General features: G+C 71.8%; 21 protein-coding genes and 1 pseudogene. 10 read left to right on the top strand and 12 right to left on the bottom strand.

Annotated elements, in window-relative coordinates:
- Nucleotides 1-34 precede the first annotated feature (34 nt).
- Nucleotides 35-1,114, top strand: coding sequence for a glycosyl hydrolase family 18 protein (locus OG285_RS02095; protein ID WP_371789975.1), 1,080 nt, complete (start codon nt 35-37; stop codon nt 1,112-1,114).
- Between the two features lie 108 nt (nt 1,115-1,222).
- Entirely contained in the window at nt 1,223-2,407 is a 1,185-nt protein-coding gene (locus OG285_RS02090; RefSeq protein WP_371789974.1) for an acetyl-CoA C-acyltransferase, read from the top strand.
- A gap of 159 nt (nt 2,408-2,566) precedes the next feature.
- On the opposite strand, the gene trxA is transcribed toward OG285_RS02090, so the two are convergent.
- Nucleotides 2,567-2,932 carry a thioredoxin gene (gene trxA / locus OG285_RS02085; RefSeq protein ID WP_356831379.1) on the bottom strand — a complete coding sequence of 122 codons (366 nt, stop codon included), beginning with the start codon at nt 2,930-2,932 and terminating at the stop codon, nt 2,567-2,569.
- 117 nt (nt 2,933-3,049) lie between these two features.
- Here trxA and OG285_RS02080 point away from each other — a divergent pair, with 117 nt between their 5' ends.
- The 3 genes from OG285_RS02080 to OG285_RS02070 all read left to right on the top strand — a co-directional run bounded on the left by OG285_RS02080 (nt 3,050) and on the right by OG285_RS02070 (nt 6,343).
- Nucleotides 3,050-4,483, top strand: a complete 1,434-nt coding sequence (locus tag OG285_RS02080; protein WP_356831377.1) for an NAD(P)/FAD-dependent oxidoreductase — start codon at nt 3,050-3,052, stop codon at nt 4,481-4,483.
- 159 nt (nt 4,484-4,642) lie between these two features.
- A complete protein-coding gene (locus OG285_RS02075) occupies nt 4,643-4,789 on the top strand; it encodes a hypothetical protein (RefSeq protein WP_356831375.1) in 147 nt (48 codons plus the stop codon).
- Between the two features lie 561 nt (nt 4,790-5,350).
- Nucleotides 5,351-6,343, top strand: a complete 993-nt coding sequence (locus tag OG285_RS02070; RefSeq protein WP_371789973.1) for an aldo/keto reductase — start codon at nt 5,351-5,353, stop codon at nt 6,341-6,343.
- A gap of 644 nt (nt 6,344-6,987) precedes the next feature.
- Here the strand turns inward: OG285_RS02070 and OG285_RS02065 are convergent.
- From OG285_RS02065 to OG285_RS02055, 3 genes are all read right to left on the bottom strand, one after another.
- Nucleotides 6,988-7,419, bottom strand: a complete 432-nt coding sequence (locus OG285_RS02065) for a nuclear transport factor 2 family protein (RefSeq protein ID WP_371789972.1) — start codon at nt 7,417-7,419, stop codon at nt 6,988-6,990.
- 176 nt (nt 7,420-7,595) lie between these two features.
- The gene (locus OG285_RS02060; RefSeq protein WP_356831367.1) at nt 7,596-8,318 is read right to left on the bottom strand and encodes a chitinase; all 723 of its coding nucleotides are present in this window, start codon (nt 8,316-8,318) and stop codon (nt 7,596-7,598) included.
- 179 nt (nt 8,319-8,497) lie between these two features.
- Nucleotides 8,498-9,013, bottom strand: a complete 516-nt coding sequence (locus OG285_RS02055; protein ID WP_356831365.1) for a lytic polysaccharide monooxygenase auxiliary activity family 9 protein — start codon at nt 9,011-9,013, stop codon at nt 8,498-8,500.
- A gap of 468 nt (nt 9,014-9,481) precedes the next feature.
- Here OG285_RS02055 and OG285_RS02050 point away from each other — a divergent pair, with 468 nt between their 5' ends.
- The 4 genes from OG285_RS02050 to OG285_RS02035 all read left to right on the top strand — a co-directional run bounded on the left by OG285_RS02050 (nt 9,482) and on the right by OG285_RS02035 (nt 13,637).
- A complete protein-coding gene (locus OG285_RS02050; RefSeq protein ID WP_356831363.1) occupies nt 9,482-10,294 on the top strand; it encodes an MIP/aquaporin family protein in 813 nt (270 codons plus the stop codon).
- A 257-nt stretch (nt 10,295-10,551) separates the two neighbouring features.
- Nucleotides 10,552-12,186, top strand: a complete 1,635-nt coding sequence (locus OG285_RS02045) for an alpha-L-fucosidase (protein WP_371789971.1) — start codon at nt 10,552-10,554, stop codon at nt 12,184-12,186.
- Between the two features lie 160 nt (nt 12,187-12,346).
- Nucleotides 12,347-13,012, top strand: coding sequence for an ATP-dependent Clp protease proteolytic subunit (locus OG285_RS02040; RefSeq protein ID WP_356831359.1), 666 nt, complete (start codon nt 12,347-12,349; stop codon nt 13,010-13,012).
- 22 nt (nt 13,013-13,034) lie between these two features.
- Entirely contained in the window at nt 13,035-13,637 is a 603-nt protein-coding gene (locus OG285_RS02035; RefSeq protein WP_371793431.1) for a ClpP family protease, read from the top strand.
- A gap of 276 nt (nt 13,638-13,913) precedes the next feature.
- Here the strand turns inward: OG285_RS02035 and OG285_RS02030 are convergent.
- The 8 genes and pseudogenes from OG285_RS02030 to OG285_RS01995 all read right to left on the bottom strand — a co-directional run.
- A pseudogene (locus tag OG285_RS02030) lies at nt 13,914-14,270 on the bottom strand (helix-turn-helix domain-containing protein); the annotation flags it as partial.
- A gap of 85 nt (nt 14,271-14,355) precedes the next feature.
- Complete coding sequence (locus OG285_RS02025) at nt 14,356-15,531, bottom strand: 4-hydroxybenzoate 3-monooxygenase (RefSeq protein WP_371789970.1); 1,176 nt, start codon at nt 15,529-15,531, stop codon at nt 14,356-14,358.
- Between the two features lie 78 nt (nt 15,532-15,609).
- Complete coding sequence (gene pcaC, locus OG285_RS02020; RefSeq protein ID WP_371789969.1) at nt 15,610-16,770, bottom strand: 4-carboxymuconolactone decarboxylase; 1,161 nt, start codon at nt 16,768-16,770, stop codon at nt 15,610-15,612.
- Nucleotides 16,767-18,146 carry a 3-carboxy-cis,cis-muconate cycloisomerase gene (gene pcaB, locus OG285_RS02015; protein ID WP_371793430.1) on the bottom strand — a complete coding sequence of 460 codons (1,380 nt, stop codon included), beginning with the start codon at nt 18,144-18,146 and terminating at the stop codon, nt 16,767-16,769. Before pcaB ends, pcaC begins: the two co-directional genes overlap by 4 nt.
- A gap of 22 nt (nt 18,147-18,168) precedes the next feature.
- A complete protein-coding gene (gene pcaG, locus OG285_RS02010) occupies nt 18,169-18,729 on the bottom strand; it encodes a protocatechuate 3,4-dioxygenase subunit alpha (RefSeq protein WP_371789968.1) in 561 nt (186 codons plus the stop codon).
- Nucleotides 18,726-19,478, bottom strand: a complete 753-nt coding sequence (pcaH, locus tag OG285_RS02005; RefSeq protein ID WP_371789967.1) for a protocatechuate 3,4-dioxygenase subunit beta — start codon at nt 19,476-19,478, stop codon at nt 18,726-18,728. The genes pcaG and pcaH overlap by 4 nt, the downstream gene beginning before the upstream one ends.
- An 80-nt stretch (nt 19,479-19,558) precedes the next feature.
- A complete protein-coding gene (locus tag OG285_RS02000) occupies nt 19,559-20,212 on the bottom strand; it encodes a CoA transferase subunit B (protein WP_356835230.1) in 654 nt (217 codons plus the stop codon).
- On the bottom strand, nt 20,212-20,994 hold the full coding sequence (locus tag OG285_RS01995; protein ID WP_371789966.1) for a CoA transferase subunit A: 783 nt from the start codon (nt 20,992-20,994) through the stop codon (nt 20,212-20,214). The genes OG285_RS02000 and OG285_RS01995 overlap by 1 nt, the downstream gene beginning before the upstream one ends.
- Before the next feature lie 142 nt (nt 20,995-21,136).
- Between OG285_RS01995 and OG285_RS01990 the strand changes: the two genes are divergently transcribed.
- Nucleotides 21,137-22,822, top strand: a complete 1,686-nt coding sequence (locus tag OG285_RS01990; RefSeq protein WP_371789965.1) for an IclR family transcriptional regulator C-terminal domain-containing protein — start codon at nt 21,137-21,139, stop codon at nt 22,820-22,822.
- Nucleotides 22,823-22,925 lie beyond the last annotated feature (103 nt).

Raw genomic sequence — 22,925 nt, 5'->3', positions numbered from 1 at the left:
AGCGGGGCCCGGCAACCGCCGCCACTCTCTGGCCATGATCACTTCGCGAACATTCCGGGCTGCCCTCCCGGCGGCGGTTCTTGTCTGCGCCCTGGCCGCGGCGCTCCCGGCGCAGGCTTCCCCGGCGGACCCGCGTGACGCCCCGGCTCCCCGGGCCGACACCCGCACCGCCTCGGCCTGGCTCCCCTACTGGGACCAGGAGAACGGCTACCAGGACGCCCTGCGCCACGCCGGCCGGCTGCACACCGTCAGCCCCTTCTGGTACAAGGCCGCAGCGGCCGACCGCATCGAAGGACACCCCGGCGCCGGCGACACGCGCATCATCGACGGACTGCACAAGGCCGGGATCCACGTGGTCCCCACGGTCATGGACATGGACACGATGAAGCCGGGCGAGCTGGCGGGGATCCTCACCACACCCGCGCGGCGCGCCGCACACACCGCGGCCCTGGTCCGGCTCGCGCGCAGCCACGGCTACGACGGGATCGACCTCGACTACGAGACCATCACCACCACCGCCACGCCGGACTACCGGAAGGTGCGGTCCGCCTACGCGGACTTCGTCACCGGCCTCTGCGCGAAGCTGCACGCCGTCCGGAAGCAGTGCGTCGTCACCGTCTCGCCGCAGACACCCGCCACCGGCCGTATCTGGGACTACGCCGCGATCGGCCGGGCCGCCGACCGGATGCGGATCATGGCGTACGACCTCCACTGGTCGGGCGGCCCGCCCGGCCCCCTCTCCAGCACGGCCTGGTACGACGAGATCCTGCGCCGGGCTACCGCACTCGTACCCCCGGGAAAGATCGAGATGGCGCTGCCCGGCTACGGCTGGGACTGGCCGGCCGACGGCAGCCGCCCGGCCCGGCACGTGACCTGGAAACAGGCGGAGGCGCTGCGCCGCAAGGTCGGCGCGCCCTATGCGCTGGACCCGGAGTCGGCCACCCCGCACTTCACCTACCGGGACGGGACGGAGCCCAGGACCGTCTGGTACCAGGACGCGCGGGGAACCGCCGCGCATCTGGCGGCGGTACGCAAGTACGGGGTGCGCGACACGTCCCTCTGGGCGCTCGGTTTCGAGGACCCGGGCCTCTGGAACGTGCTCGCCCAGCAGTGATCCGGGGCGGGCGTTGACACGGAGGGAGGGCGGGCAGAGACTCGGGCGGTAACCCGTCATGAACGATTGTTCACTTGGCGAACAGCCGGGTGGCCTGGGAGAGGTCCGATGAGCATCCGCGACGTGTACATCGTCGACGCAGTCCGCACGCCGGTCGGGAAATTCGGCGGGGCGCTCTCCGGGGTGCGCCCCGACGACCTGGCGGCCCATGTCGTCAGATCGCTCGTGGACCGGGCCCCGGACCTCGATCCGTCCCGTATCGACGACGTGTACTTCGGTGACGCCAACGGCGCGGGTGAGGACAACCGCGACGTGGCCAGGATGGCGGTGCTGCTGGCCGGCCTTCCGGTCTCCGTCCCCGGTGTCACCGTCAACCGGCTCTGCGGCTCCGGACTCGAAGCCGTCATCCAGGCGGCCCGCGCCATCGCGGTGGGCGACGCCTCGGTGGCCGTGGCGGGCGGGGTCGAGTCGATGTCACGGGCCCCCTGGGTGCTGCAGAAACCCGAACGCGCCTTTCCGGCCGGACACCAGGAGCTGTACTCCACGACGCTCGGCTGGCGGATGACCAATCCGCGGATGCCCGGCGAGTGGACCGTCCCGCTCGGCGAGGGCGCCGAACTCATCGCCGACAAGCACGGCATCAGCCGGGAGCAGCAGGACGCCTTCGCCCTGGCGAGCCACGGCAAGGCCGCCGCGGCCTGGGACGCGGGACTCCACGACGGTGAGGTCGTCCCGTACGACGGTGCCGACCTCGTACGCGACGAGTGCATCCGGGCCGGGTCGAGCATGGAGGCGCTCGCCCGGCTCAAGCCGGTCTTCCGCAAGGACGGCACCGTCACCGCGGGCAACGCGTCCCCGCTCAACGACGGCGCGGCCGCCCTGCTGCTGGTCGACGACGAGGGGCTGCGGGCCACCGGCCGGGAACCGCTCGCCCGCATCCGGGCGTCAGCGGTGACCGGTGTCGAGCCGCAGCTCTTCGGGCTCGGCCCGGTCGAGGCGGTCCGGCGGGCCCTCGCCAAGGCGGGCAGGGGCTTCGCCGACCTCACCACCTTCGAGCTGAACGAGGCCTTTGCCGCCCAGTCGCTCGGCTGCCTGGCCGAGTGGCCGGAACTCGACCCGGCCGTCGTGAACCCGCGCGGCGGCGCCATCGCGATCGGCCACCCACTCGGTGCCTCGGGGGCGCGGCTCGCGGGATCCGTCGCGCACCAGCTGGCCGCGGCCGGGTCCGGCACGGGTCTGGCGGCCCTGTGCATCGGCGTCGGCCAGGGGCTCGCGCTCGTACTCGAACGCTGAGACTCGAACGCGGAACGCCGGGATCCACGACGACGCCGGAGCCCTGCCGCGGACGGTTTCAGGCCCGGTTTTCCGGTGGACAGGCATGGGACCCGCCCACCGGAAAACCGGGCCTGAGCCCTTGATCCCCGGGGTCTTTCGTGAACCGAACGCGAGGCGCTACGCCTCCTTCGCGTTCTCCACCGACTTGCGGACCTCGTCCATGTCCAGCGCGCGGGCCTGACCGATCACGTCCTCCAGCGCGGCCTCCGGAAGAGCGCCGGGCTGCGAGAAGACCGCGACATTGTCTCGCACGATCATCAGCGTGGGAATGGACTGGATCTCGAAGGCCGCGGCCAGCTCCTGCTGGGCCTCCGTGTCGACCTTCGCGAAGACGAGATCGTCGTGCCGCTCGGACGCGCCCTCGTAGACCGGGCCGAACTGACGGCACGGCCCGCACCAGGAAGCCCAGAAATCGATGAGGACGAAGTCGTTGTCGGTCACGACGTCGTCGAAGTTTTCCTTGGTGAGCTCGACCGTGCTCATGCTGTGCCCGCCTTTCGTGGCTGACCGGTGTGTCCGCCCGCGTCAACCGTGGTGTGCGCTGTCGTATTCCGACTGCCCATGTGGCCGCGCGGCACACCCCGTACCAGACTGGCCACCATGACCGATGGCATGAAGAACACGGTGTACGACGTGGTGGTGATCGGCGCGGGCCCGGTCGGCGAGAACGTGGCGGACCGCGCCCGCGCCGGCGGCCTGAGCGCGGCGGTGGTCGAGAGCGAGCTGGTCGGCGGCGAGTGCTCGTACTGGGCGTGCATGCCGAGCAAGGCCTTGCTGCGCCCGGTGACGGCACGCGCCGACGCCCGCAGGGTCCCCGGGCTGCGCGGGGCGGTGCAGGGGCCGCTCGATGTGGCCGAGGTGCTCGCTCACCGGGACGAGTACACGTCGCACTGGAAGGACGACGGCCAGGTCAGCTGGCTGGAGAACATCGGAGTGGATCTCTACCGGGGCCAGGGGCGACTCACCGGCCGCAGGACCGTCGTCGTGACCGGTCCCTCGGGGGAGCAGCGGCAGCTGACCGCACGGCACGCGGTGGCCGTGTGCACCGGATCCCGGGCGGTCGTTCCCGAGCTGCCCGGACTGGCCGACGCCCGGCCCTGGACCAGCCGTGAGGCGACGAGCGCACGGGCGGTCCCGGGACGTCTGGTGATCGTCGGCGGGGGAGTGGTGGCGACCGAGATGGCCACCGTCTGGCAGGCCCTCGGCTCCCGCGTGACGATGCTGGTGCGCGGCGGCGGGCTGCTGCCGAGGATGGAGCCCTTCGCGGGCGAGCTGGTGGCCGAGGCGCTCGGGGAGGCCGGGGCGGACCTCCGGTTCCACACGTCCGCCGCGTCGGTCGAGCGGGGCGACGGTCCGGTGACCGTGGTGCTGGAGGACGGCGGGCGGATCGAGGCCGACGAGATCCTCATCGCCACCGGCCGCGCCCCGCGCACCGATGACATCGGCCTGGACACGGTGGGGCTGACCGCCGGTTCCTGGCTGCCCGTGGACGACAGCTGCCGGGTCGACGGCAGCGACTGGCTGTACGCCGTCGGGGACGTCAACCACCGGGCCCTGCTGACCCATCAGGGCAAGTACCAGGCCCGTATCGCGGGCGCTGCGATCACCGCACGGGCACAGGGCGTCCCGCTCCTGGAGACCGACCGCTGGGGCGCCCACGCCGCCACCGCCGACCACGCCGCGGTCTCGCAGGTCGTCTTCACGGACCCGGAGGCGGCATCGTCCGGTCTCACCCTCGCGGAGGCGGAGAGCGCCGGGTACCGGGTCAGGGCAGTGGACTACGACATGGCGGGCGTCGCGGGAGCGGGCCTCTACGCCGACGGGTACCGGGGCCGTGCCCGGATGGTCGTCGACCTCGACCGCGAGGTCCTTGTCGGCGCCACCTTCGTGGGCCCGGGAGTGAGCGAGCTGCTGCACTCGGCATCGGTCGCGATCGCGGGGGAGGTCCCCGTCGAGCGGCTGTGGCACGCGGTCCCGGCGTACCCGACGATCAGCGAGGTGTGGCTGCGGCTGCTGGAGGCTTATAGGGGTTAGGAACCGCCGCTGAGTACAAACGGCCGAGGTCAAAGCGCCTGGTACGGATCGAGGCCTGACCGAATGTCCCGACGACGGAGGCGGTCGATGCCTCGTCGGGGTCCTCGGCTGTCCCAGATGTCAGCAGCCACGTCGTCCCCGCGGAGGCAACGCCACAACGTGCCGGACATCGTCGCGTCCGTCGGCGGGCACGTCATTGCCTGGGCGGACGACTGGGAGGTGTCCGGGGCGACGGACCTCCCGAGCCACATTCCGCTGGAGGCAGCGAATGATCGCGTGGCGGGTTTTTCCCTGCCCTTCCGCTGACCACAGGAGCGTCTGCAGACTGGTCAAGGAACAGCGTCGAAGCCCGGACTGCTCACCGACGAGACATGATTCGGATGGTCACCGACGGCAACACCAGACCTCATTGCTTCGCTCCGAGGGGCGAGGGTGTCGCCTGGGTGCCCGTACGAGCGATGTCACTCAGGGCCGGCGCTGCAGGTCCTTGGTGTCCCTGTGCAGGTGACAGTGACCAGCAGATTGGGCGCGCCGGTGACAGCGGCCGTGAACGTGGTCTCGGGATGCAGCGATAGTGCGGTGCTGGTCGGATCGAGATCGCCCGGGGTGACGGTGAGCCAGAGGTATGCGGTGGCGTGAAAGCCGAACCGGGCCGGCGCGATGTCCACCGCGATGTGCAGTGCCCCGGAGGACAGCCCTGTGGCGACCCGTTGCCGGTGGACCGTTTCACCCGTCCCCGCCGCGCCTGACCCGCCGACGGGACCGATCCTCCGTCTTGACTTCGAGCGCGCTCCAAATCCTAGTGTCGGAGGCGTTCGTCAGTCCTTGAGGTCAGCCCGGTCCGCCGGGCAGGAGGAGTATCCGCGCATGATCACCCGAACCACGCTCGGCTCGCCCGGTCTCACCGTCAGCGCGATGGGCCTGGGGTGTATGGGGATGAGCGAGAGCTATGGCGCCGCCGACTGGGACGGCGGCCTGGCCACCATCGACCGGGCCCTGGAGCTGGGCATCACGTTCCTGGACACCGCCGACGCCTACGGCACCGGGCACAACGAGGTGCTGGTGGGCCGGGCCATCCACGGCCGCCGGGACCAGGTGCAGCTGGCCACCAAGTTCGGCATCGACCGCAGCGCCGGCGACCGGGCACGCCGCATCCGCGGTGCCCGGGACTACGTGCTGCGCTCCTGCGACGCCTCGCTGCTGCGGCTGGGCGTCGAGGCGATCGACCTGTACTACGCCCACCGCCCGCCCCAGGATGTGGAGATCGAGGAGACAGTCGGAGCGATGGCCGAGCTGGTCGAGGCGGGCAAGGTTCGCCATCTGGGCCTGTCCGAGGTCGACGGCGAGCTGCTGCGCCGGGCGCACGCGGTGCACCCGATCACCGCGGTACAGAGCGAGTACTCGCTGTGGACCCGCGACGTCGAGGAGGTCACCCCGGTGATGGCCGAGCTGGGGATCGGGCTGGTGCCGTACTCGCCGCTGGGGCGGGGGTTCCTGACCGGCACCCTGGACCGCTCCACGCTGGGCGAGAAGGACTTCCGGCGCGCCAACCCCCGCTTCGCCGGCGAGGCGGGCGAGGCCAACGAGAAGATCGCGCAGACCGTGCGCGAGGTGGCCGCCCGGCTGGGTGCCACCCCGGCCCAGGTGGCGCTGGCCTGGGTGTACGCCCAGGCCGAGCGGCTCGGGGTGGCGGTGGCAGCCATTCCGGGCACCCGCAGCCCGGCCCGGCTGGAGCAGAACGCGGCCGCGCCGGAACTCACCCTGGACGCCGAGGCGCTGGCCGCGCTGGACCCGCTGAGTAACCAGGTGACGGGCGAGCGCTACACCCCCGTGCACACCGCCGAGGTCGCTCGGGGTTAGCCGGTGGGCTCGACGCGCACGACGTCCCGGAGTCGGGAACTGCTGCCATGGCGGCCAGGCGACCGGACAATCTCATGAGGCTTATCGCGAGTTCGGGACCGTAGGTGCGTGGATCGAGCCGAGCTAGCTCGCGAACTTGTTCGACAGCGGCCTCATCAATGGCGACTGTCTGTTCCAACGTTCGCGCCATCGCCGACGGGCCGACCGACGCTGTGGAGAGGGCTGAGACCGGTGCCCGTGGTCTGGCCTGGGGTCCTTCCATCGGGCAGTCAGAACGGACAGAAGTATTGCGCCGATGGCATGGACAGCGGCTTCCGGGCTGGGCGAGGGCGCTGCGTCACTCGCCCTGAGGTACGAGTCACTGACGGGGAACGCGTCACGATGTGGGCTGTCGATTCTGTCAATGCTGGTATCGACGACTGTGCGCAGGTTCGGCGCCGACTCGGGTGACGGGCCGTCAGTGTGGTTCACGCAAGTAGCGGCAACCCAAGGGCGCCCATCGGAGTCCAGGACCTCGTCGATGAGTTCGGTACCGCAGCCCCGCGGTGCGTCTCCTGTGACCTTGACGGTTAATCCCGGCGCGAGATGGGTCGGGGGTAAACGTCAAGATGAGAGGCCGATCGGGCCCGGCTCGCGGGGCCGCCTCAGTGGCCGCCGGGCCGGGGAACCAGCCCGTCGGCCACCAGGCCGGCGAGCACCGCCTCACCCAGGGCGTGCACCGCCGACTGTGGGCGGACCATCACGGTGAACTCCTTGATGAGGCCTGCCTCGTCGAACTGGAGCAGGTCGATACCGTGAATCTGCTTGCCGCTCACGGTGGCCCGGAAGACGAGGATCGCCGACGGGGCCTCTTCGCCGTCGGTGCTGGTCTCTGCCGTGCCCTCGAAGTCTCCGACGTAGCGGAAGTCCTCGAAGGTGCGCAGCAGGACCCCGAAGAGTCCCAGCACCATGGCACGGCCCTCGAACGGGGTGAACTTGACCGGACTGTGGAGGCAGATGTCCTCGGTGAACAGGGCTTCCAGCGCTGCGAGATCGCGTTTTTCCACGGCAGTACGGAAGTGTTCGGCAGTCTCCATGACCTCTCCTGGTGCGTGCTGCTCAAGAATGTGACTCGTGATTTCTTTGAGCATCATGCAGGGGCGGACGGCTCATGAACAGCGGTGAATGCCTTTCACACCGCCCGGCGGCAGCGCCCCGGAGTCCGCAGGGCGGCAGCCGCGTCCGCCGTGCACGGGCTGTCGCACGGCAGGCTTCAGCAGCTCACCCGGCGGCCGGGAAGAGTGTGCAGTATCCGGGTGAACCGCAGGTAGAGGCCGACGCGGTGTTGCATCTGGGCGGGATTGCCGCCGTCGCACTCGGCGGTCCCGTTGAGGCTGCGAATGGTTTCACCGAACCCGGCGTGGCGCACGATGGCCTGGTGGCCGGTCATGGTGCCGGGTCCGTCCTGGGTGTTCCAGTACCAGAGTGCGGTGGCCCAGGCGACAGCCGGATCCTGCTCGACCAGCCACGGATTGTCCAGCAGGTCGAGCCCGAGGGCGTCACCGGCGGCCTTGTAGTTGAAGTTCCAGCTCAGCATGATCGCGCCGCGCCCGTAGTACGCGTCCTGCCCGGCGGGGCAGCCGTACGGCTGGGTCGTGTCGCAGAAGACCGGGTACGTCGACTCGTCCTGGGCGACCTTGTAGTGGAGCCCGCCGGTCTCGTGACTGACATTGGCCAGGAAGGCCGCAGCCTCCTGCCGCCGCACCGGCAGGCGCCCCGTACGGGCGAACGCCGGATAGGAACGGGTGGCCTCGACGAGCCCGTCGTAGGTGAAGAACGGGTCCCGGTCGGGAAACATCCGCTCGAACTGCCCCTCGCTCACCACGAAGGGCGCGGGCCGACGCCCCTCATGCGCGCTCGCCGCGGGCGCTACGAGTCCCAGGCACGCCAGCGCCAGCACAGGGGCCAGAAGACCACGCAGACCTCGTCGGAACATTCTCTGCCACTCCTCGTCCGTGGGATGGGACGGGCACCGTGGGCGGGTGCCCCCGACTGCTGTGAGGGTTCGGGGCCCGGAGGGTCTCGTACCGGCCCGGCGCGGGTGGGCCCCTGGCTGTCCTGGGCAGGGACCCACCCGCGCGCTACCGGGCGTACGGTGCCGGTGCGGTGTCCGCGTCAGCCGACGTTCACGTCGATGCACGTGTAGAAGGCGTTACTGGTGTCCGCGATGTTCCATACGGCCAGGACCTTCTGCTTGCCCTTCAGGCCGCCGAAATTCACCGAGTGGGTGACGGTCGCTCCGGGCTTCGCACCGTGATCGTCGAACTCGGCGATCTTCTGCCCGCCGACGAAGTACTGCCAGGTGCTGGTGGCGTGCTGTGCGGTCAGCGTCCACTTGAATTCAGTGGTCGAGGACACCGGTGTGACGGCCCAGCCCTTCGAGTCGTCGTCCAGCTCGGCGTACTGGGCGTTGCCACCGCTGCAGCTCTGGAGGCCCTTGGGTCCTTCCACGCTCTGCGGCTCGTAGGTGATGGCACCGCAGCTGACGGTGTGTGCGGCGCACTGCGCCTGCCTGCTGGGAGGCGACGACACATATCCGTGCGCACTCGCGGAGCCGGCGGGCAGGCTGACCGCGAGTACCGGCGCGAGGATCGCGCCGAGGATCGAGGCTGTCTTCCTTTTCGCGTGCATGAGAACTCCTTCACATCAGGTCTTCCTGCGCGCGACCGGTCTGTGGGGGGCCGGCTGCGGCAGGTCGGCCTCTCGCGGGTGGGGCCGAGAGGCGCGAAGGGCGCGGTGCGGACCACCTCCGTACCGGCGGGAAAACGAGTGATACGGCACCGGCATCAGTGGTCTCCACCAACTTGGTCCAGACCATTTCAGGGTCGGCGTGTCCGCGTCAAGAGTGCGCGTGTGGGGGCTCTGTGGACGCCGTCGGCGCCCGGCCGGGTGCCTTCGGCCGGGCGCTGCCCCTTCCTGGCGGCCGCGCGCCCTGTCACACCCGGTCGCCCGCCACGGCTTGCGGAGGTACGCCACTGCACGTCGTATGGGTATGCCGGTGTGCGTCTTCCGGTCGTACGGTGCGTCAGTCTGCCGCCCCGCACGGCTCCGTGCCGCCGGCCGTACGTCTCAGCCCGGACTGTCTGGAGGCAGGTGTCCATGTCAAAAGGCGTAAAGAGAACCGGTCTGGTCGCTGAACTGTCCGCCGAATTCGCAGGCACCCTCATCCTCATCCTGTTCGGGTGCGGGGTGGTGGCGCAGGTGGCGGCCGCAGGTCTCGGGGACCACGACAGCATCGCCTGGGCCTGGGGCCTGGGAGTCACCCTGGGCGTGTATGTCGCCGGCCGGATCAGCGGGGCCCACATCAATCCGGCGGTCACGCTCGCCTTCGCCCTCTACCGGGGCTTCTCCTGGGCGAAGGTCGTGCCCTACATCGCGGCGCAGACCGCCGGTGCCTTCGTGGCCGCGCTGCTCGTACGGTGGAACTACACCGAAGTGCTGGCCAAGTTCGACCCCGGCCACACGTTCAAGACGCAGTTCGTCTTCTCGACGCTGCCCGGCAACGGAACCCTCCCGGTCAGCGAGTGGGGAGCCCTGCGCGACCAGATCCTCGGTACCGCGATCCTGCTCTTCGTGCTGTTCGCGCTCACCGACCTGCTCAACGACCCGCCCGGTGCCAATCTGGGGCCGCTGCTCATCGGTCTGCTCATCGTGGCCATCGGGATGGCGTTCGGTGCCGACGCCGGGTACGCCATCAACCCCGCGCGTGACTTCGGCCCCCGGCTGGCGAGCTTCATCACCGGCTATCACACGGCCTGGCGAGATCAGTACGGCAACTTGTACTTCTGGGTGCCGATCGTCGGGCCGCTGATCGGCGGCGCCCTCGGCGCGGGGCTGTACAAGCTGTTCATCGGGCGCTACCTGCCGGGACTCGGCAAGCAGGAGGCCGGGCGCATTCCCGCAGCGGACTGACGGGAAGGGTGCGGGGCCGGCAGGACCGGTTGATGAGGACCCACGTGTGCGGTGGGTCCTCATCAACCGGTCCTGCCGGCCCGTTGCCGTGCCCGGGATGGACTTTCCGTACGGACGGATGGACTCTTATCATTCAACTCACCGGTGCGGGAACAAAATTGAGAGTCTGGGCTCCGCAGAACATCGGATGACTGGACGAAGGTGCGGCCGTGAACCGTGGCTCGCACCCGAAGCCCCCGAAACCGGAGGACCCACCCATGCCTCTCAGCCGACGCCTCTTCGTCACCGCGCTCGCCGCCGTCACCGCTTCCGCCGGCTCACCTCAGCTCGCTCCGGACGCCCTGGCCGCGTCCGGACGTCCCTCCGTACCCGTCGAGCCGGGCTACCGCATTGCCATCAGTCCCGGTGACACCCCGGACGAACTGGTGGCCAAGGCTGCCGGCCTGCGCCCGACCGAGCGTCAAATAGCCTGGCAGCGGCTGGAGAAGACGGCGTTCCTGCACTTCGGCGTCAACACCTTCACCGGCCTGGAGTGGGGCACGGGCGACGAAAGCCCCGATGTCTTCCAGCCGACCGAGCTGGACACCGACCAGTGGGCGCGGGCGCTGCGCGACGGGGGCTTCGAACTCGCCATCCTCACCGTCAAGCACCACGACGGCTTCGTGCTCTACCCCTCCCGTTACACCGACCACGGTGTCGCCTCCAGCAGTTGGGAGGGCGGCCGGGGCGACGTACTGCGCTCGTTCGCCGACTCGATGCGTGCCCACGGGATCAAGGTCGGCGTCTACATCTCCCCGGCCGACGAGAACCAGTACCTGCATGGTGTCTACGCCAATGGCAGTGCCCGCACCACCCGGACGGTGCCCACCCTCGTCCACGGCGACGACCGCGCCGGAAGGAAACCGCGCAGCTTCGAACTCCAGGCCACCGACTACGGCGCCCACATGCTCAACCAGCTCTACGAAGTGCTCACGGAGTACGGGCCGGTGGACGAGGTGTGGTTCGACGGCGCGCAGGGCCGCATCCCCCCGGAGAAGGTCGAGCACTACGACTGGGACAGCTGGTACGAGATCGTCAGGGCCCTCGCGCCCGGCGCCTCCATCGCGGTGTCAGGACCGGACGTCCGCTGGGTGGGCAACGAGGGCGGACTGGCCCGCGAGGACGAGTGGAGCGCGGTCCCGGTCGCCGGGGCGGAGTACGGACGTACCGACTACGCGCTGCCCTACGACGCCCCCGACCAGGGAAGCCGCGAGGCGCTCGCCGCTTCCCGGCCGGTGGCCCAGTACCTCCAGTGGTGGCCGGCCGAGTGCGACGTGTCCATCAGGCCCGGCTGGTTCTACCACGCGGACCAGCAGCCCAAGACGGTCGACGAGCTCACCGACATCTACATGCGGTCGGTCGGCCGCAACTCCGTGCTGCTGCTGAACATTCCGCCGGACCAGCGGGGGCTGCTCCCCGCGGCCGACGTCGCCGTGCTCCGCGCCTTCGACGAGCGCATCGGCGCCGAACTCCCCACGAACCTCGCCCGCACGGCGCGGACCTGGGGCGACGGACACCACCCGGCCCTGGCGGTGGACGGCGACCCCGACACCGCATGGACCGCGCCCGCAGCCTCGAAGGGTGTGCTGTACGTCGATTTCGGCCGTCAGCGCGAGGTGGACCGGATCCGGCTGGCCGAGGACATCCGCCACGGCCAGCAGGTCGAACAGGTCGTCGTGGAGGCACGGACGGCGAAGGGGTGGACCCGGGTCGCGAGGGCGGGGACCGTCGGAGCGAGCCGCATCGTCCTGCTGCCGGCCCCGGTGGCCGCCCGGCAGTGGCGGCTGCGGGTACTCGGCTCCCGCCGGCCGGCCCGCATCGCCGAGTTCGGTCTCTACCGCTCGCTCGGCTGACGTACCGCACCGGCCGGCCCCGGCTCCCCGGGGCGGGCCGGTCCTGCTCTGCCGTCAGCGAATCTGCTGCGGGCCGAGAAAGCCCGGCGGGGCGCACGGCCGGACCGACAGTGGGGGGAAGAGCGCGGAGCCACCGTCCGCGCCCCGACAAGGAGGACCGATGCCAACTCCCCCTACCGGCTGGGGCACCCCCCTCGGCCTGCTCGCCCCCCGCGCGTCCGACGACGACAGCACACCGGCCACCCGCTTCGACGACCACCTGGCCGCACAGCTCCTCATGCAGCGCATCGTTCTCCTCGGCACCCAGGTCGACGAGGTGTCGGCCAACCGGGTCTGCGCCCAGCTGCTCCTGCTGTCGGCGGAGGACCCGAAGACCGACATCAGCCTGTACATCAACAGCCCCGGCGGTTCCGTGACGGCCGGGCTGGCGATCTACGACACCATGCGGCTCATCCCGAACGACGTCTCCACGCTCGTGATGGGATTCGCCGCCAGCATGGGCCAGTTCCTGCTCACGGTCGGAGACCGCGGCAAGCGCTTCGCCCTCCCGAACGCGCGGATCATGATGCACCAGCCGTCGGCCGGCATCGGCGGGACCGCCGCCGACATCGCCATCCAGGCGGAGAACCTCGAATTCACCAAGAAGTCCATCGAGCGGATCACCGCGGAGCACACCGGCCAGAGCGAGGAGACGATCTCCCGCGACGGCGACCGGGACCGCTGGTTCACCGCGGAGCAGGCCAGGGAGTACGGCATGGTGGACCGGGTCGTGGAGTCGCTCAGCGACGTCCGGCCGGCCGGTCCGCGGCGACGGACGGGGCTCTGAGATGGACCGGTACCCGATGGACATGGGCCACTACACGATTCCGAACGTCGTCGAGCGCACCCCGCAGGGAGAGCGGTCCTACGACGTCTTCAGCAGGCTGCTCTCCGAGCGGATCATCTTCATCGGCACCGAGATCGACGACGGTGTGGCCAATGTCGTCATCGCGCAGCTGCTGCACCTGGAGTCGGCCGGCCAGGAGACCGAGATCTCCATCTACATCAACTCGCCCGGGGGATCGGTCACTTCGCTGATGGCCATCTACGACACGATGACCTTCGTCAGCTCACCCATCTCGACCTTCTGCGTCGGCCAGGCAGCCTCGACCGCGGCGGTGCTGCTCGCCGGCGGAGACCCCGGGCGGCGGTTCGTCCTCGACCACGCGCGGGTCCTGCTGGGACAGCCTGCCAGCGGCGGCCAGCAGGGCACCGTCTCCGACCTCAGCCTGCGGGCGAAGGAGATGCTCCGGATCCGCTCGGAGATCGAGGAGGTGCTGTCCCGGCACACCCACCACGAAATCTCCGCACTGCGCGCGGACATGGACCGGGACAAGGTCTTCACCGCACGGGAAGCCGTCGCGTACGGGCTCGCCGACCAGGTGCTCAGCCGCCGGAACGCCGCCGCGTAGCAGACCGGGGGCCGGGACCGGCGGGGGAGAGGCCGGATGGGGGGCGCGGGCCGCGCCCCCCATCCGGTCCTTCCGATGGCTGAATCCTCAGGCGGCCAGGCGCACTTCACCCCGGCGCGAGACCAAGGAGGCGACCGGAGGAACGGCGGGGGCGACGACCGGCGCGACCGCCGTGCGGCGGGAGCTCAGCTCCGCCACGGACACCGCCGCACCGTCCTCCCCGGCGCGGGCGGGGGACCGCCCGGCGGCCAGGCCGCGCGCCGTGGTGGCAGGCGCGGGTGCGGCACGGGGCCCGGCAGGCCGTGGCCGGGCGTGGCGGGCCAGTTCGCGCTGGCCCCGGGCGAGCAGATCGCCGAGGCCGAGACCGAGCGCACGGGCGGCAGCGGCGAGGACCTCGGACGAGGCCTCCTTGCGGCCGCGCTCCAGCTCGGAGAGGTACGGCATCGAGATTCTGGCCGCGTCGGCCACATCCTTCAGCGTGCGCTCCTGCGCGAGTCGCTCGCGGCGCAGGACGTCTCCCACGACGTCCCGCCACAGGGGCTCTTTCGTCTCGGCCTGCGGGACCGGCGCAGCGGCGGCTGCAACCGGGCGCAGAGGAAGGACGCGGGCTTGGTTCGGCGCGTGGCTGCTCACCTCTTCAGCCTAGGAGCCCCGCGCCCGGCAGGCTGCCGGTGGCGTTCCGCCCTCGGCGAATTCCCCTGTGACGGCGGCGCCGCTGTCAGACGACGGGCAGCCCGGTGTAGTTCTCGGCGAGTGAGGCCGACGCCGCGTCGGACGAGGTGAGGTAACGGAGGTGGGAGAGCTGGAGCCGGCGGTCGAATTCGGTGGCAGCGGGGTCCGTGTGCAGCAGGCCGGTCATCGTGTACGAGAAGTGCTCGGCCCGCCAGACGCGGCGCAGCGCCGTCTCGGAGTACGCGTCGAGCAGGGTCTCGTCCTGGTGGGTGTGCCACTGGGTGAGGGCGCGCGCCAGCAGGGTGACGTCGGCGACCGCGAGGTTGAGGCCCTTGGCGCCGGTGGGCGGAACGATGTGGGCCGCGTCGCCGGCCAGGAACAGGCGGCCGTGGCGCATGGGTTCCGCCACGAAGCTGCGCATCGGGGTGATGCCCTTCTCGGTGATGGGGCCGCGCCCGAGCTTCCAGTCGCCGTCGGTCTCGAAGCGGGCGTCGAGTTCGTCCCAGATCCGCTCGTCCGGCCAGTTGTCCGTGCTGTCCGACGGATCGACCTGCAGGTAGAGGCGGCTGACGTGGGGGGACCGCATGCTGTGTAGGGCGAAACCGCGCTCGTGACGGGCGTAGATCAGCTCGTCGCAGGAGGGCGGCACATCGGCCAGGATGCCGAGCCAGGCGAACGGGTAGGTGCGCTCCGAGACGGTGAGCACGCCCTCGGGCACGGAGCGGCGCCCGACGCCGTGAAAGCCGTCGCAGGCGACGACGACATCGCAGTCCAGGGTGTGTTCGGCCCCCTCGTGGCGGTAGCGGATGGCAGGGGCCGTGGTGTCGGTCCCGCCGACGGAGAGCGCCTCGGCCTCGAACAGCACGGCGCCGCCTGCCTGTTCGCGCAGTGCGATGAGGTCCTTGACCACCTCGGTCTGCGCGTAGACCATCACCGACCGCCCCCCGCTGCCGGCGGCGAGGTCGATGCGGTGGGACCGGCGGTCGAACCGGAGCTCCACGCCCCGGTGCGGGATGCCCTGGCGGTCCATCCGCGCCCCGGCCCCCGAGGCGCGCAGCACCTCTACGGTGCCGTGTTCGAGAATGCCGGCGCGCTGGCGCTGCTCGACGTGTTCCCGGGTGCGGAGTTCCAGGACGACCGTGTCGATGCCCTGGCGGTGGAGCAGATGGGACAGCAGCAGGCCGGCCGGGCCGGCGCCGATGATCCCGACGCGTGTGCGCATACGGACTCCTGGGACGGAGAGGTGCGGTGGAGGCAGAGGTGGAGAGGTGCGGTGGAGGGCAGGAGGAGCGAGGTGGCGTCAGCCGGTCCGGTCGAGCTCCGCCAGGACGCGCTGTGCGGTGGCGAAGGCCGCGTTGGCGGCGGGGACGCCGCAGTAGACGGCGCTCTGGAGCAGGACCTCCTCGATCTCGCCGCGGGTGAGGCCGTTGCGGATCGCCGCTCCGACATGCATCGCCAGCTCGTCCAGCTGGCCGTGGGCGACCAGCGCGGTGAGGGTGATGCAGCTGCGCGTGCGCCGGTCCAGGCCGGGCCGGGTCCAGATCTCGCCCCAGGCGTAGCGGGTGATGAGGTCCTGGAACGCGGCGGTGAACGGCGTGCTGCGTTCGGCGGCCCGGTCCACATGGGTATCACCCAGCACGGCCCTGCGGACAGCGGCCCCCGCGGCGCGGCGCGTGTCGTCGTCGTGCGGTGGGGCGGCGAAGTGGGCCTGGAGCGCGGCGAGTACGGGCTGCGGCTGTTCGACCGGGGCGAGGTGGGAGGCGCCCGGCAGTTCGAGCAGCGTCGCACCGGAGATCCCGTCGGCGAGTTCCCTGGCATGGGCCGGGGGAGTCGCGGGGTCCTCGCGCCCGGCGATCACGAGGGCGGGTGCACGGATGCGGTGGAGTTCGCCCCGCAGGTCGTACGCTGCCAGCGCGTCGCAGCAGGCCGCGTACCCGCCGGGGTCGGTACCGCGCAGGTCTGCGACCGTACTGGCGGCGGTGGTCGATCCGGCGAATGCCGGGGTGAACCAGCGGCCGGGCGCACCCGGCGCGAGCGCCCCGGTCCCTTCCGCCCTGACCTCGGCGGCGCGCTCCCGCCAGCCTGCCGGGTCGCCGAAGCGGGCGGACGAGCACACCAGCGCGAGGGTCCCGATCCGCTCCGGGTGGTGCACCGCGAGGTACGCGCCGACGGCTCCGCCGAGTGAGATCCCCGCGTACCCGAAGCGTTCCCAGCCCCGGGCGTCGGCCAGCCGCAGTACGAGTCCGGCCAGGACGCCGACAGTGGCGGACCCGTCCTGCGGGAGCAGTTCGGCGGGGGAGCCGCCGTGGCCGGGCAGATCGAAGCGGAGCACCCGGTGGGTACGGGACAGGGCGGCGGCCTGGGCCGCCCAGACGGATACCGAGGTGCCCAGCGACGGCCCGAGAATGAGCGGAGCGCCGTCGGCCGGCCCGTCGAGCAGGTGGTGGGGAAGACGGTTCACGGCTGGGTCCTTCCGGCGGGCGTGCGCCGCAGTGCGTGGTCGGCCAGGTCGGCGGCGGAGCCGGAGTACCGGGCCGGGTCGGTGAGTTCGCGGAGTTCGTCGTCGCTGATCAGGCCCTTGAGGACGGGCTCGTCCCGTAGCGCGTCCACCAGGCTGAGCGAGCCGGCGGCAGCCCGGTGGGCGGCGCGGGTGAGCAGCTCTCCGGCCGGGCCGCGGCCGAGCAGACGGCCCAGCCCGGCGGCGATCCGTTCGCTGACCACCAGGCCCCGCGTGAGGCGGAGGTTCCCGGCCATCCGATCGGGGAACACGACGATGCCCTCGGTGAGTTCGGCGGCGAGCCGGGCTGCCCCGCCGGTCAGGCGGAGCAGATCGCGCAGGGGCTGCCACTCGGCGTGCCAGGCACCGGCGGGCCGTTCGTCCTCGGCGGCCAGCGAGCCCAGCAGTACGGAGGCGAGAGCCGGCGCTCTGCGGGCCGCGGACGCGATCAGGGCGGCCCGGACAGGGTTGCTCTTGTGCGGCATCGCGGACGATCCGCCCCCGCCGCCCTCGGCCAGTTCACCGATCTCGGTGCGCGAGAGCACGAGCACGTCTGCGGCGAGCTTGCCGAGTGCGCCCGTCGTGAAGGCGAGCGCCCCGCCCGCGTCCGCGACCGGGGTGCGCAGGGTGTGCCAGGGCAGGACGGGTGTGGCCAGACCGAGTTCACCGGCGAAGGCGGCGGGCAGCCGGAGGCCGCTTCCGGGCTCGTCGGCCAGCACATCGAAGGCGGCCAGGGTGCCCGCGGCGCCGCCGAGCTGGGCCGGTGGCCGCAGGGCGGACAGCCGGTCCGCGGCGTCCAGTACGAGACTGCGCCAGCCTGCCGCCTTGAGCCCGAAGGTGGTGGGCACGGCGTGCTGGGTGAGGGTGCGGCCGGCCATCGGGGTCGCCCGGTGCGCGGCGGCCGACCGCCCGAGCGCGCGGGCCGTCCGGTGCAGGTCCCCGATGATGACCGGCAGGCTGCGGGCCACGGCCAGCATGGCCGCCGTGTCGAGGATGTCCTGACTGGTGGCGCCCCGGTGCACGTACGGTGCGGCCTCGCCGGACACGGCGGCGGTGAGGTCGGCGACGAGCGGGATGACCGGATTGCCGCCCCGGCGGGCGCGCAGCGCGAGGTCGCGGACGTCGAACCGCTCGGCGCGGGCCGCGGCCGAGATCTCGGCCGCGGCCCGCGCCGGTGCGTGGCCCAGCGCCGCCTGCGCGCGGGCCAGCGCCGCTTCGGCGTCGAGCATCGCCTGCAGAAGGGCGCGGTCGCCGGTGGCCGCCTCGGTGGGCGACCCGGCCCGCACCGGGTCGAGCAGGCCCACATCGGCCGCGGCCCGCTCGCCCGGGTCCTCGCACATGCCGGCCTCACCGGTGGGCTGTTCAGCGGAAGTCAAGGAAGACCGTCTCCTCGGCGCCCTGGAGGCGGATGTCGAAGCGGTAGGTACGTGGCGCCGCTTCGACGGCGACCAGGGTCCGCCGGCGGTCCGGTTCGAGGGAGGCGAGCAGGGGGTCGGCCCCGGCGGAATCCCCGGGGAGGTAGACGCGGGTGTACAGGTGGTGCAGCAGTCCGCGGGCGAAGACGCAGACGGACAGGTACGGGACGCCGCCCGGCGGCAGGGTGCGCACCACCCACCGGCCGTCGGCGTCGGTGGCCACCCGGCCGAAGCCGGTGAAGGTGAGACCGTCACGGCCGAGATGGCCGCCGGTCACCGGATCACGGCGCATCGACCCCGGAGCCCCGGTCCGTGAACCGTCGGGTGCGGGCTGCCAGAACTCCAGTACCGCGTCGGGGACCGGCTCCCCGGCGCCGTCGAGGACGTGGCCGTGGACGGTGATCGTGCCCGGGTGTCCGGCCGGGGCGATCTCGCCGCCGCCGGGGAACGGCAGCGCGTAACCGTAGAAGGGGCCCACGGTCTGCGATGGGGTGGGGAGCACGGTCATCGGCCCTCCTCGGTCCAGGTGGCGGCGGGGCCGTCGAGGACGATGTCCCAGTGGTAGCCGAGCGACTGTTCCGGGCGGGACAGTCCGTGGTCGTACCGGGCGACCAGTCGCCCCCGGGCTTCGTCGTCGGTGACGGACTGCAGGATGGGGTCGTAGGCGAGGAGCGGGTCGCCGGGGAAGTACATCTGGGTGACCAGCCGCTGGGTGAAGGCGCTGCCGAAGAGCGAGAAGTGGATGTGCGCCGGGCGCCAGGCGTTGGCGTGGTTGCGCCAGGGGTAGGCACCGGGTTTGACCGTGGTGAAGGAGTACCGGCCCTGGTCGCTCGTCAGACAGCGGCCCGCCCCGGTGAAGTGGGGGTCGAGCGGCGCCGGGTGCCGGTCGCCCTGGTGGGCGTAGCGCCCGGAGGCGTTGGCCTGCCATATCTCCACCAGCTGGCCGCACACCGGGCGGCTGGAACGGTCGAGGACACGGCCGGTGACGGTGATCCGCTCGCCCAGCGGCTCGCCGGGGTGCTGCCGCGTCAGGTCGGCGTCCAGCGCTGTGACATCCGTGACGCCGAAGGCGGGACCCGACAACTCCACGGCCTCCGGGTCCCGCACGGCGGTCAGGGGCTGCCGGGGGTGGCGCAGCACGGTGCTGCGGTAGGGCGCGTAGCCGCGGGAGGGGTGGTGCCGGACCGTGCCGCCACTGACGTACGCCTCGTACTCCTGGTCGATCTCGCGGGAAATGTCGGACTGGGTGGGCGACATGGCGGACGGTTGCCTTTCCGGTACCGGGGATGGCGGGACAGCCTTGGGGTCCTCCCGGGCAGCGGTGCGCCGGCCGGCCATCAGCGGGCCGCCGTGCGGTCGGACGGGAGGCGTACGGGTGCGGCCGTGCGGGCCAGGACCTCACCGGGGCTCACGCCCGGGGCCGTCTCGACCAGGGCGAGGCCGTCGCCGGTCACGTCGATGACGGCGAGGTCGGTGATGATCCGGTCGACGCAGTGGCGGCCGGTCAGCGGCAGTGTGCACTCCGGGAGGATCTTCGCTGAGCCGTCCTTGGCCGTGTGCTCCATCAGGACGATGACCGTACGGGCGCCGTGGACGAGGTCCATCGCACCGCCCATCCCCTTGATCATCTTTCCGGGAACGGCCCAGTTGGCGAGGTCCCCGGCGGCGGACACCTGCATCGCGCCGAGGACCGCGACGTCGATGTGGCCGCCGCGGATCATGCCGAAGGAGAGCGCGGAGTCGAAGAAGCTCGCCCCCGGAAGCACGGTGACGGTCTCCTTGCCCGCGTTGATGAGGTCGGGGTCGACTTCGTCGTCGGCCGGGTACGGGCCGACGCCCAGCAGCCCGTTCTCCGAGTGGAGCACCACGTCGACCCCTGCGGGCAGGAAGTTGGGCACCAGCGTCGGAAGGCCGATGCCGAGGTTGGCGTAGGAGCCGTCCCGGAGTTCGCGCGCGGCGCGCGCCGCCATCTCGTTCCGTGTCCAGGCCATCAGCCGCGCCCCGTGCCCGGGGCGGCGGACACCGCGACGGTCCGTCGTTCGACGCCCTTGTCGGCTGCCTGCGCCGGGGTCAGCGCGACCACGCGCTGGACGAACACGCCGGGGACATGGACCTCGTCGGGTCCGATCGCGCCCGGCTCGACCAGCTGCTCGACCTCGGCGATGGTGATCCGCCCGGCCATCGCGGCGAGCGGGTTGAAGTTGCGGGCCGCCTTGTTGAAGACCAGGTTGCCGTGCCGGTCGCCGCGGGCGGCGCGCACCAGGGCGAAGTCGGTGGTGATGGCGCGTTCCAGTACGTAGTCGTGGCCGTCGTACGTACGCACCTCCTTGGGCGGGGAAGCCACCGAGACGCCGCCGTCGGGGGCGTACCGCCAGGGCAGCCCGCCCTCGGCGACCTGTGTGCCGACACCCGCCGGAGTGAAGAACGCCGGAATGCCGCAGCCGCCGGCCCGCAGCCGCTCGGCCAGGGTCCCCTGGGGCGCGAGTTCGAGCTCCAGCTCGCCACCGAGATAGCGGCGGGCGAACTCCTTGTTCCCGCCGACATAGCTGCCGGTCACCCGGGCGATCCGCCCGGCCGCGAGCAGAGTGCCGAGGCCTCCGCCGTCCACGCCGCAGTTGTTCGAGACGACGCTGAGCCCGGTCGAGCCCCTGGCGTACAGGGCCTGGATCAGCACGTCCGGAACTCCGCTCAGCCCGAATCCGCCGACCGCGAGGGACGCGCCATCCGGGATGTCCGCCACCGCTTCACCGGCGGTCGCCGTCAACTTGTCCATGCAAAGCCCCTGTTCGCCCAATGAACTTTTGTTCAGAATCGCCTGGGCTTGAGTCTCCGCCGAGCTTTCGGCCGTGTCAACGCCTCCGGGTACGGTTTTCCCAGCGTCACCGTCCGGTGACCGCTCCAAGGAGGTAAGGCCCATGCCGCAGGCCATGCGGGAGTCCGCAGCGGCACTCGCCGCGCCCGGTGAGGCGGTCGGCCCGCTGGAGCGCGGCCTGACCGTGCTGCGCACGATGGCCGCCGAACCGGACCCCCGCCAGCGCGCCAGCGATCTGGCCCGCACGACCGGGCTCGCGCGTTCCACCGTCGACCGGATCGCGATCACGCTGGTCCGGCTCGGCTACCTCCGCTCCGATGGCCGTGACCTGCTGCTCGCCCCCCGGCTGATGGAGCTCGGCAACGCCTACCTCGCCTCCTGCGGCCTGCCCGACGCGCTGGAGCCTTACGCGGCCGCCCTCGCCGACGAGCTGGACGAGTCCGTCTCGATCGCCGTACCCGACGGTGACGGGGTCCGCTTCATCACCCAGGCCACCCGCAGGCGCGCCATGTCACTCGCCTTCCGGATCGGCGATCTGCTGCCCGCGGAGCGCTGCGCGCCCGGCGCGATCTTCGCCGCCGGATGGGACGAGACCGACCGCGGGCGCTGGCTGGCCCGCCGCCGGGAGGACCCGCTCGACACCGCGTTCCCGGCCGTGCCGCCCCGCGTCGCGTCGTCGCATCCGGACCTGGCCGAGGCGGCGTTCGGCGCACGCGTCCGGGAGGCGGCAGGCCTCGGCTGGTCCCTGGACGACCAGTTCATCGAACCCGGTCTGGTCGCCGTGGCCCACGCCGTCCGTGACCGGACCGGGGCAGCGGTCTGCGCGCTGAGCGTCGTCAGCCACACCAGCCGCCACAGCGCGCAGTCGCTCCGCGAGTACGCCCTGCCACGTCTGCGGCGGGCCGCGGCAGCCATGGAAGAGGCGCTGCGTACGCCGTCCCGCCCCGGGCCGCAGCCCGCCACCCTCGCCCCCGGAGAGGCGGACGGCGGGCTCAAGGCGGAACTGGGCCCGGAATTCCTCCAGTCGCTGGCCAGGGGGCTCACCGTCCTGCGCGTGCTGGGCCGGGCCCGGGGCGGACTGAGCCTGACGGCGGTCGCCGGGGCCGCCGCTCTCCCGCGCGCCAGCGCGCGCCGCGCCCTCATCACCCTGGAATACCTGGGCTATGTGCGCGCCGAAGGAGGCGTCTTCGCCCTCCTGCCACGCGTACTGGAACTCGGCTACGCCCGGCTGTCCCGCCTGACCTTCGGTGAGATCGTCCGGCCACATCTCGCCGAACTTACCCGTGAGGTGCGCGAGTCGGCGTCCGTAGCGGTGCTGGAGGGCGACGAGATCCGCTATGTGGAGCGGGTGCCCACCGCCCGGATCATGAGCGTGGACATCACCGTCGGCACCCGGTTCGCCGCCTACGCGACCTCGATGGGCCGGGTCCTCCTCGCGGGCCTGCCCGCGCCGGAACGGGCCACCCGTCTCGCGCGCACCGACTTCCAGCCGCTCACCCGGCACACCGTGTCGACGGCCGATGCCCTGGCGGACATCCTCGAATCCGTCGGCCGCGACGGCCATGCGCTGGTCGACGAGGAGTTGGAGGAGGGCCTGCGCTCCGTCGCGATGCCGCTGAGGGACCGTCTGGGGCACACCGTCGCGGCCGTCAACGTCGCGCAGCACGCGGGCCGCGCCACCCGGCAGCAGTTCCTCGACACCGTGCTGCCTCCGCTGGCGTCGGCGGTCGCACGGATCGAGGCGGACCTGGCGGTCGCCTCCGAGCGGCAGTACATCTCCGCGACCTGAGGAGCCGGAGGCTGCGGCCCCACGCCTGAGGGGCGGACCGGTTCGGTCCGCCCCTCAGGCCCCGTCCGGCCGGTCTTCGCGGTCCCGCGACGCCTGGCACGGC

The organism is Streptomyces sp. NBC_01471, from assembly GCF_041438865.1.
Classification (GTDB): domain Bacteria; phylum Actinomycetota; class Actinomycetes; order Streptomycetales; family Streptomycetaceae; genus Streptomyces.
This window is presented reverse-complemented; position numbering and strand designations above follow the sequence as displayed.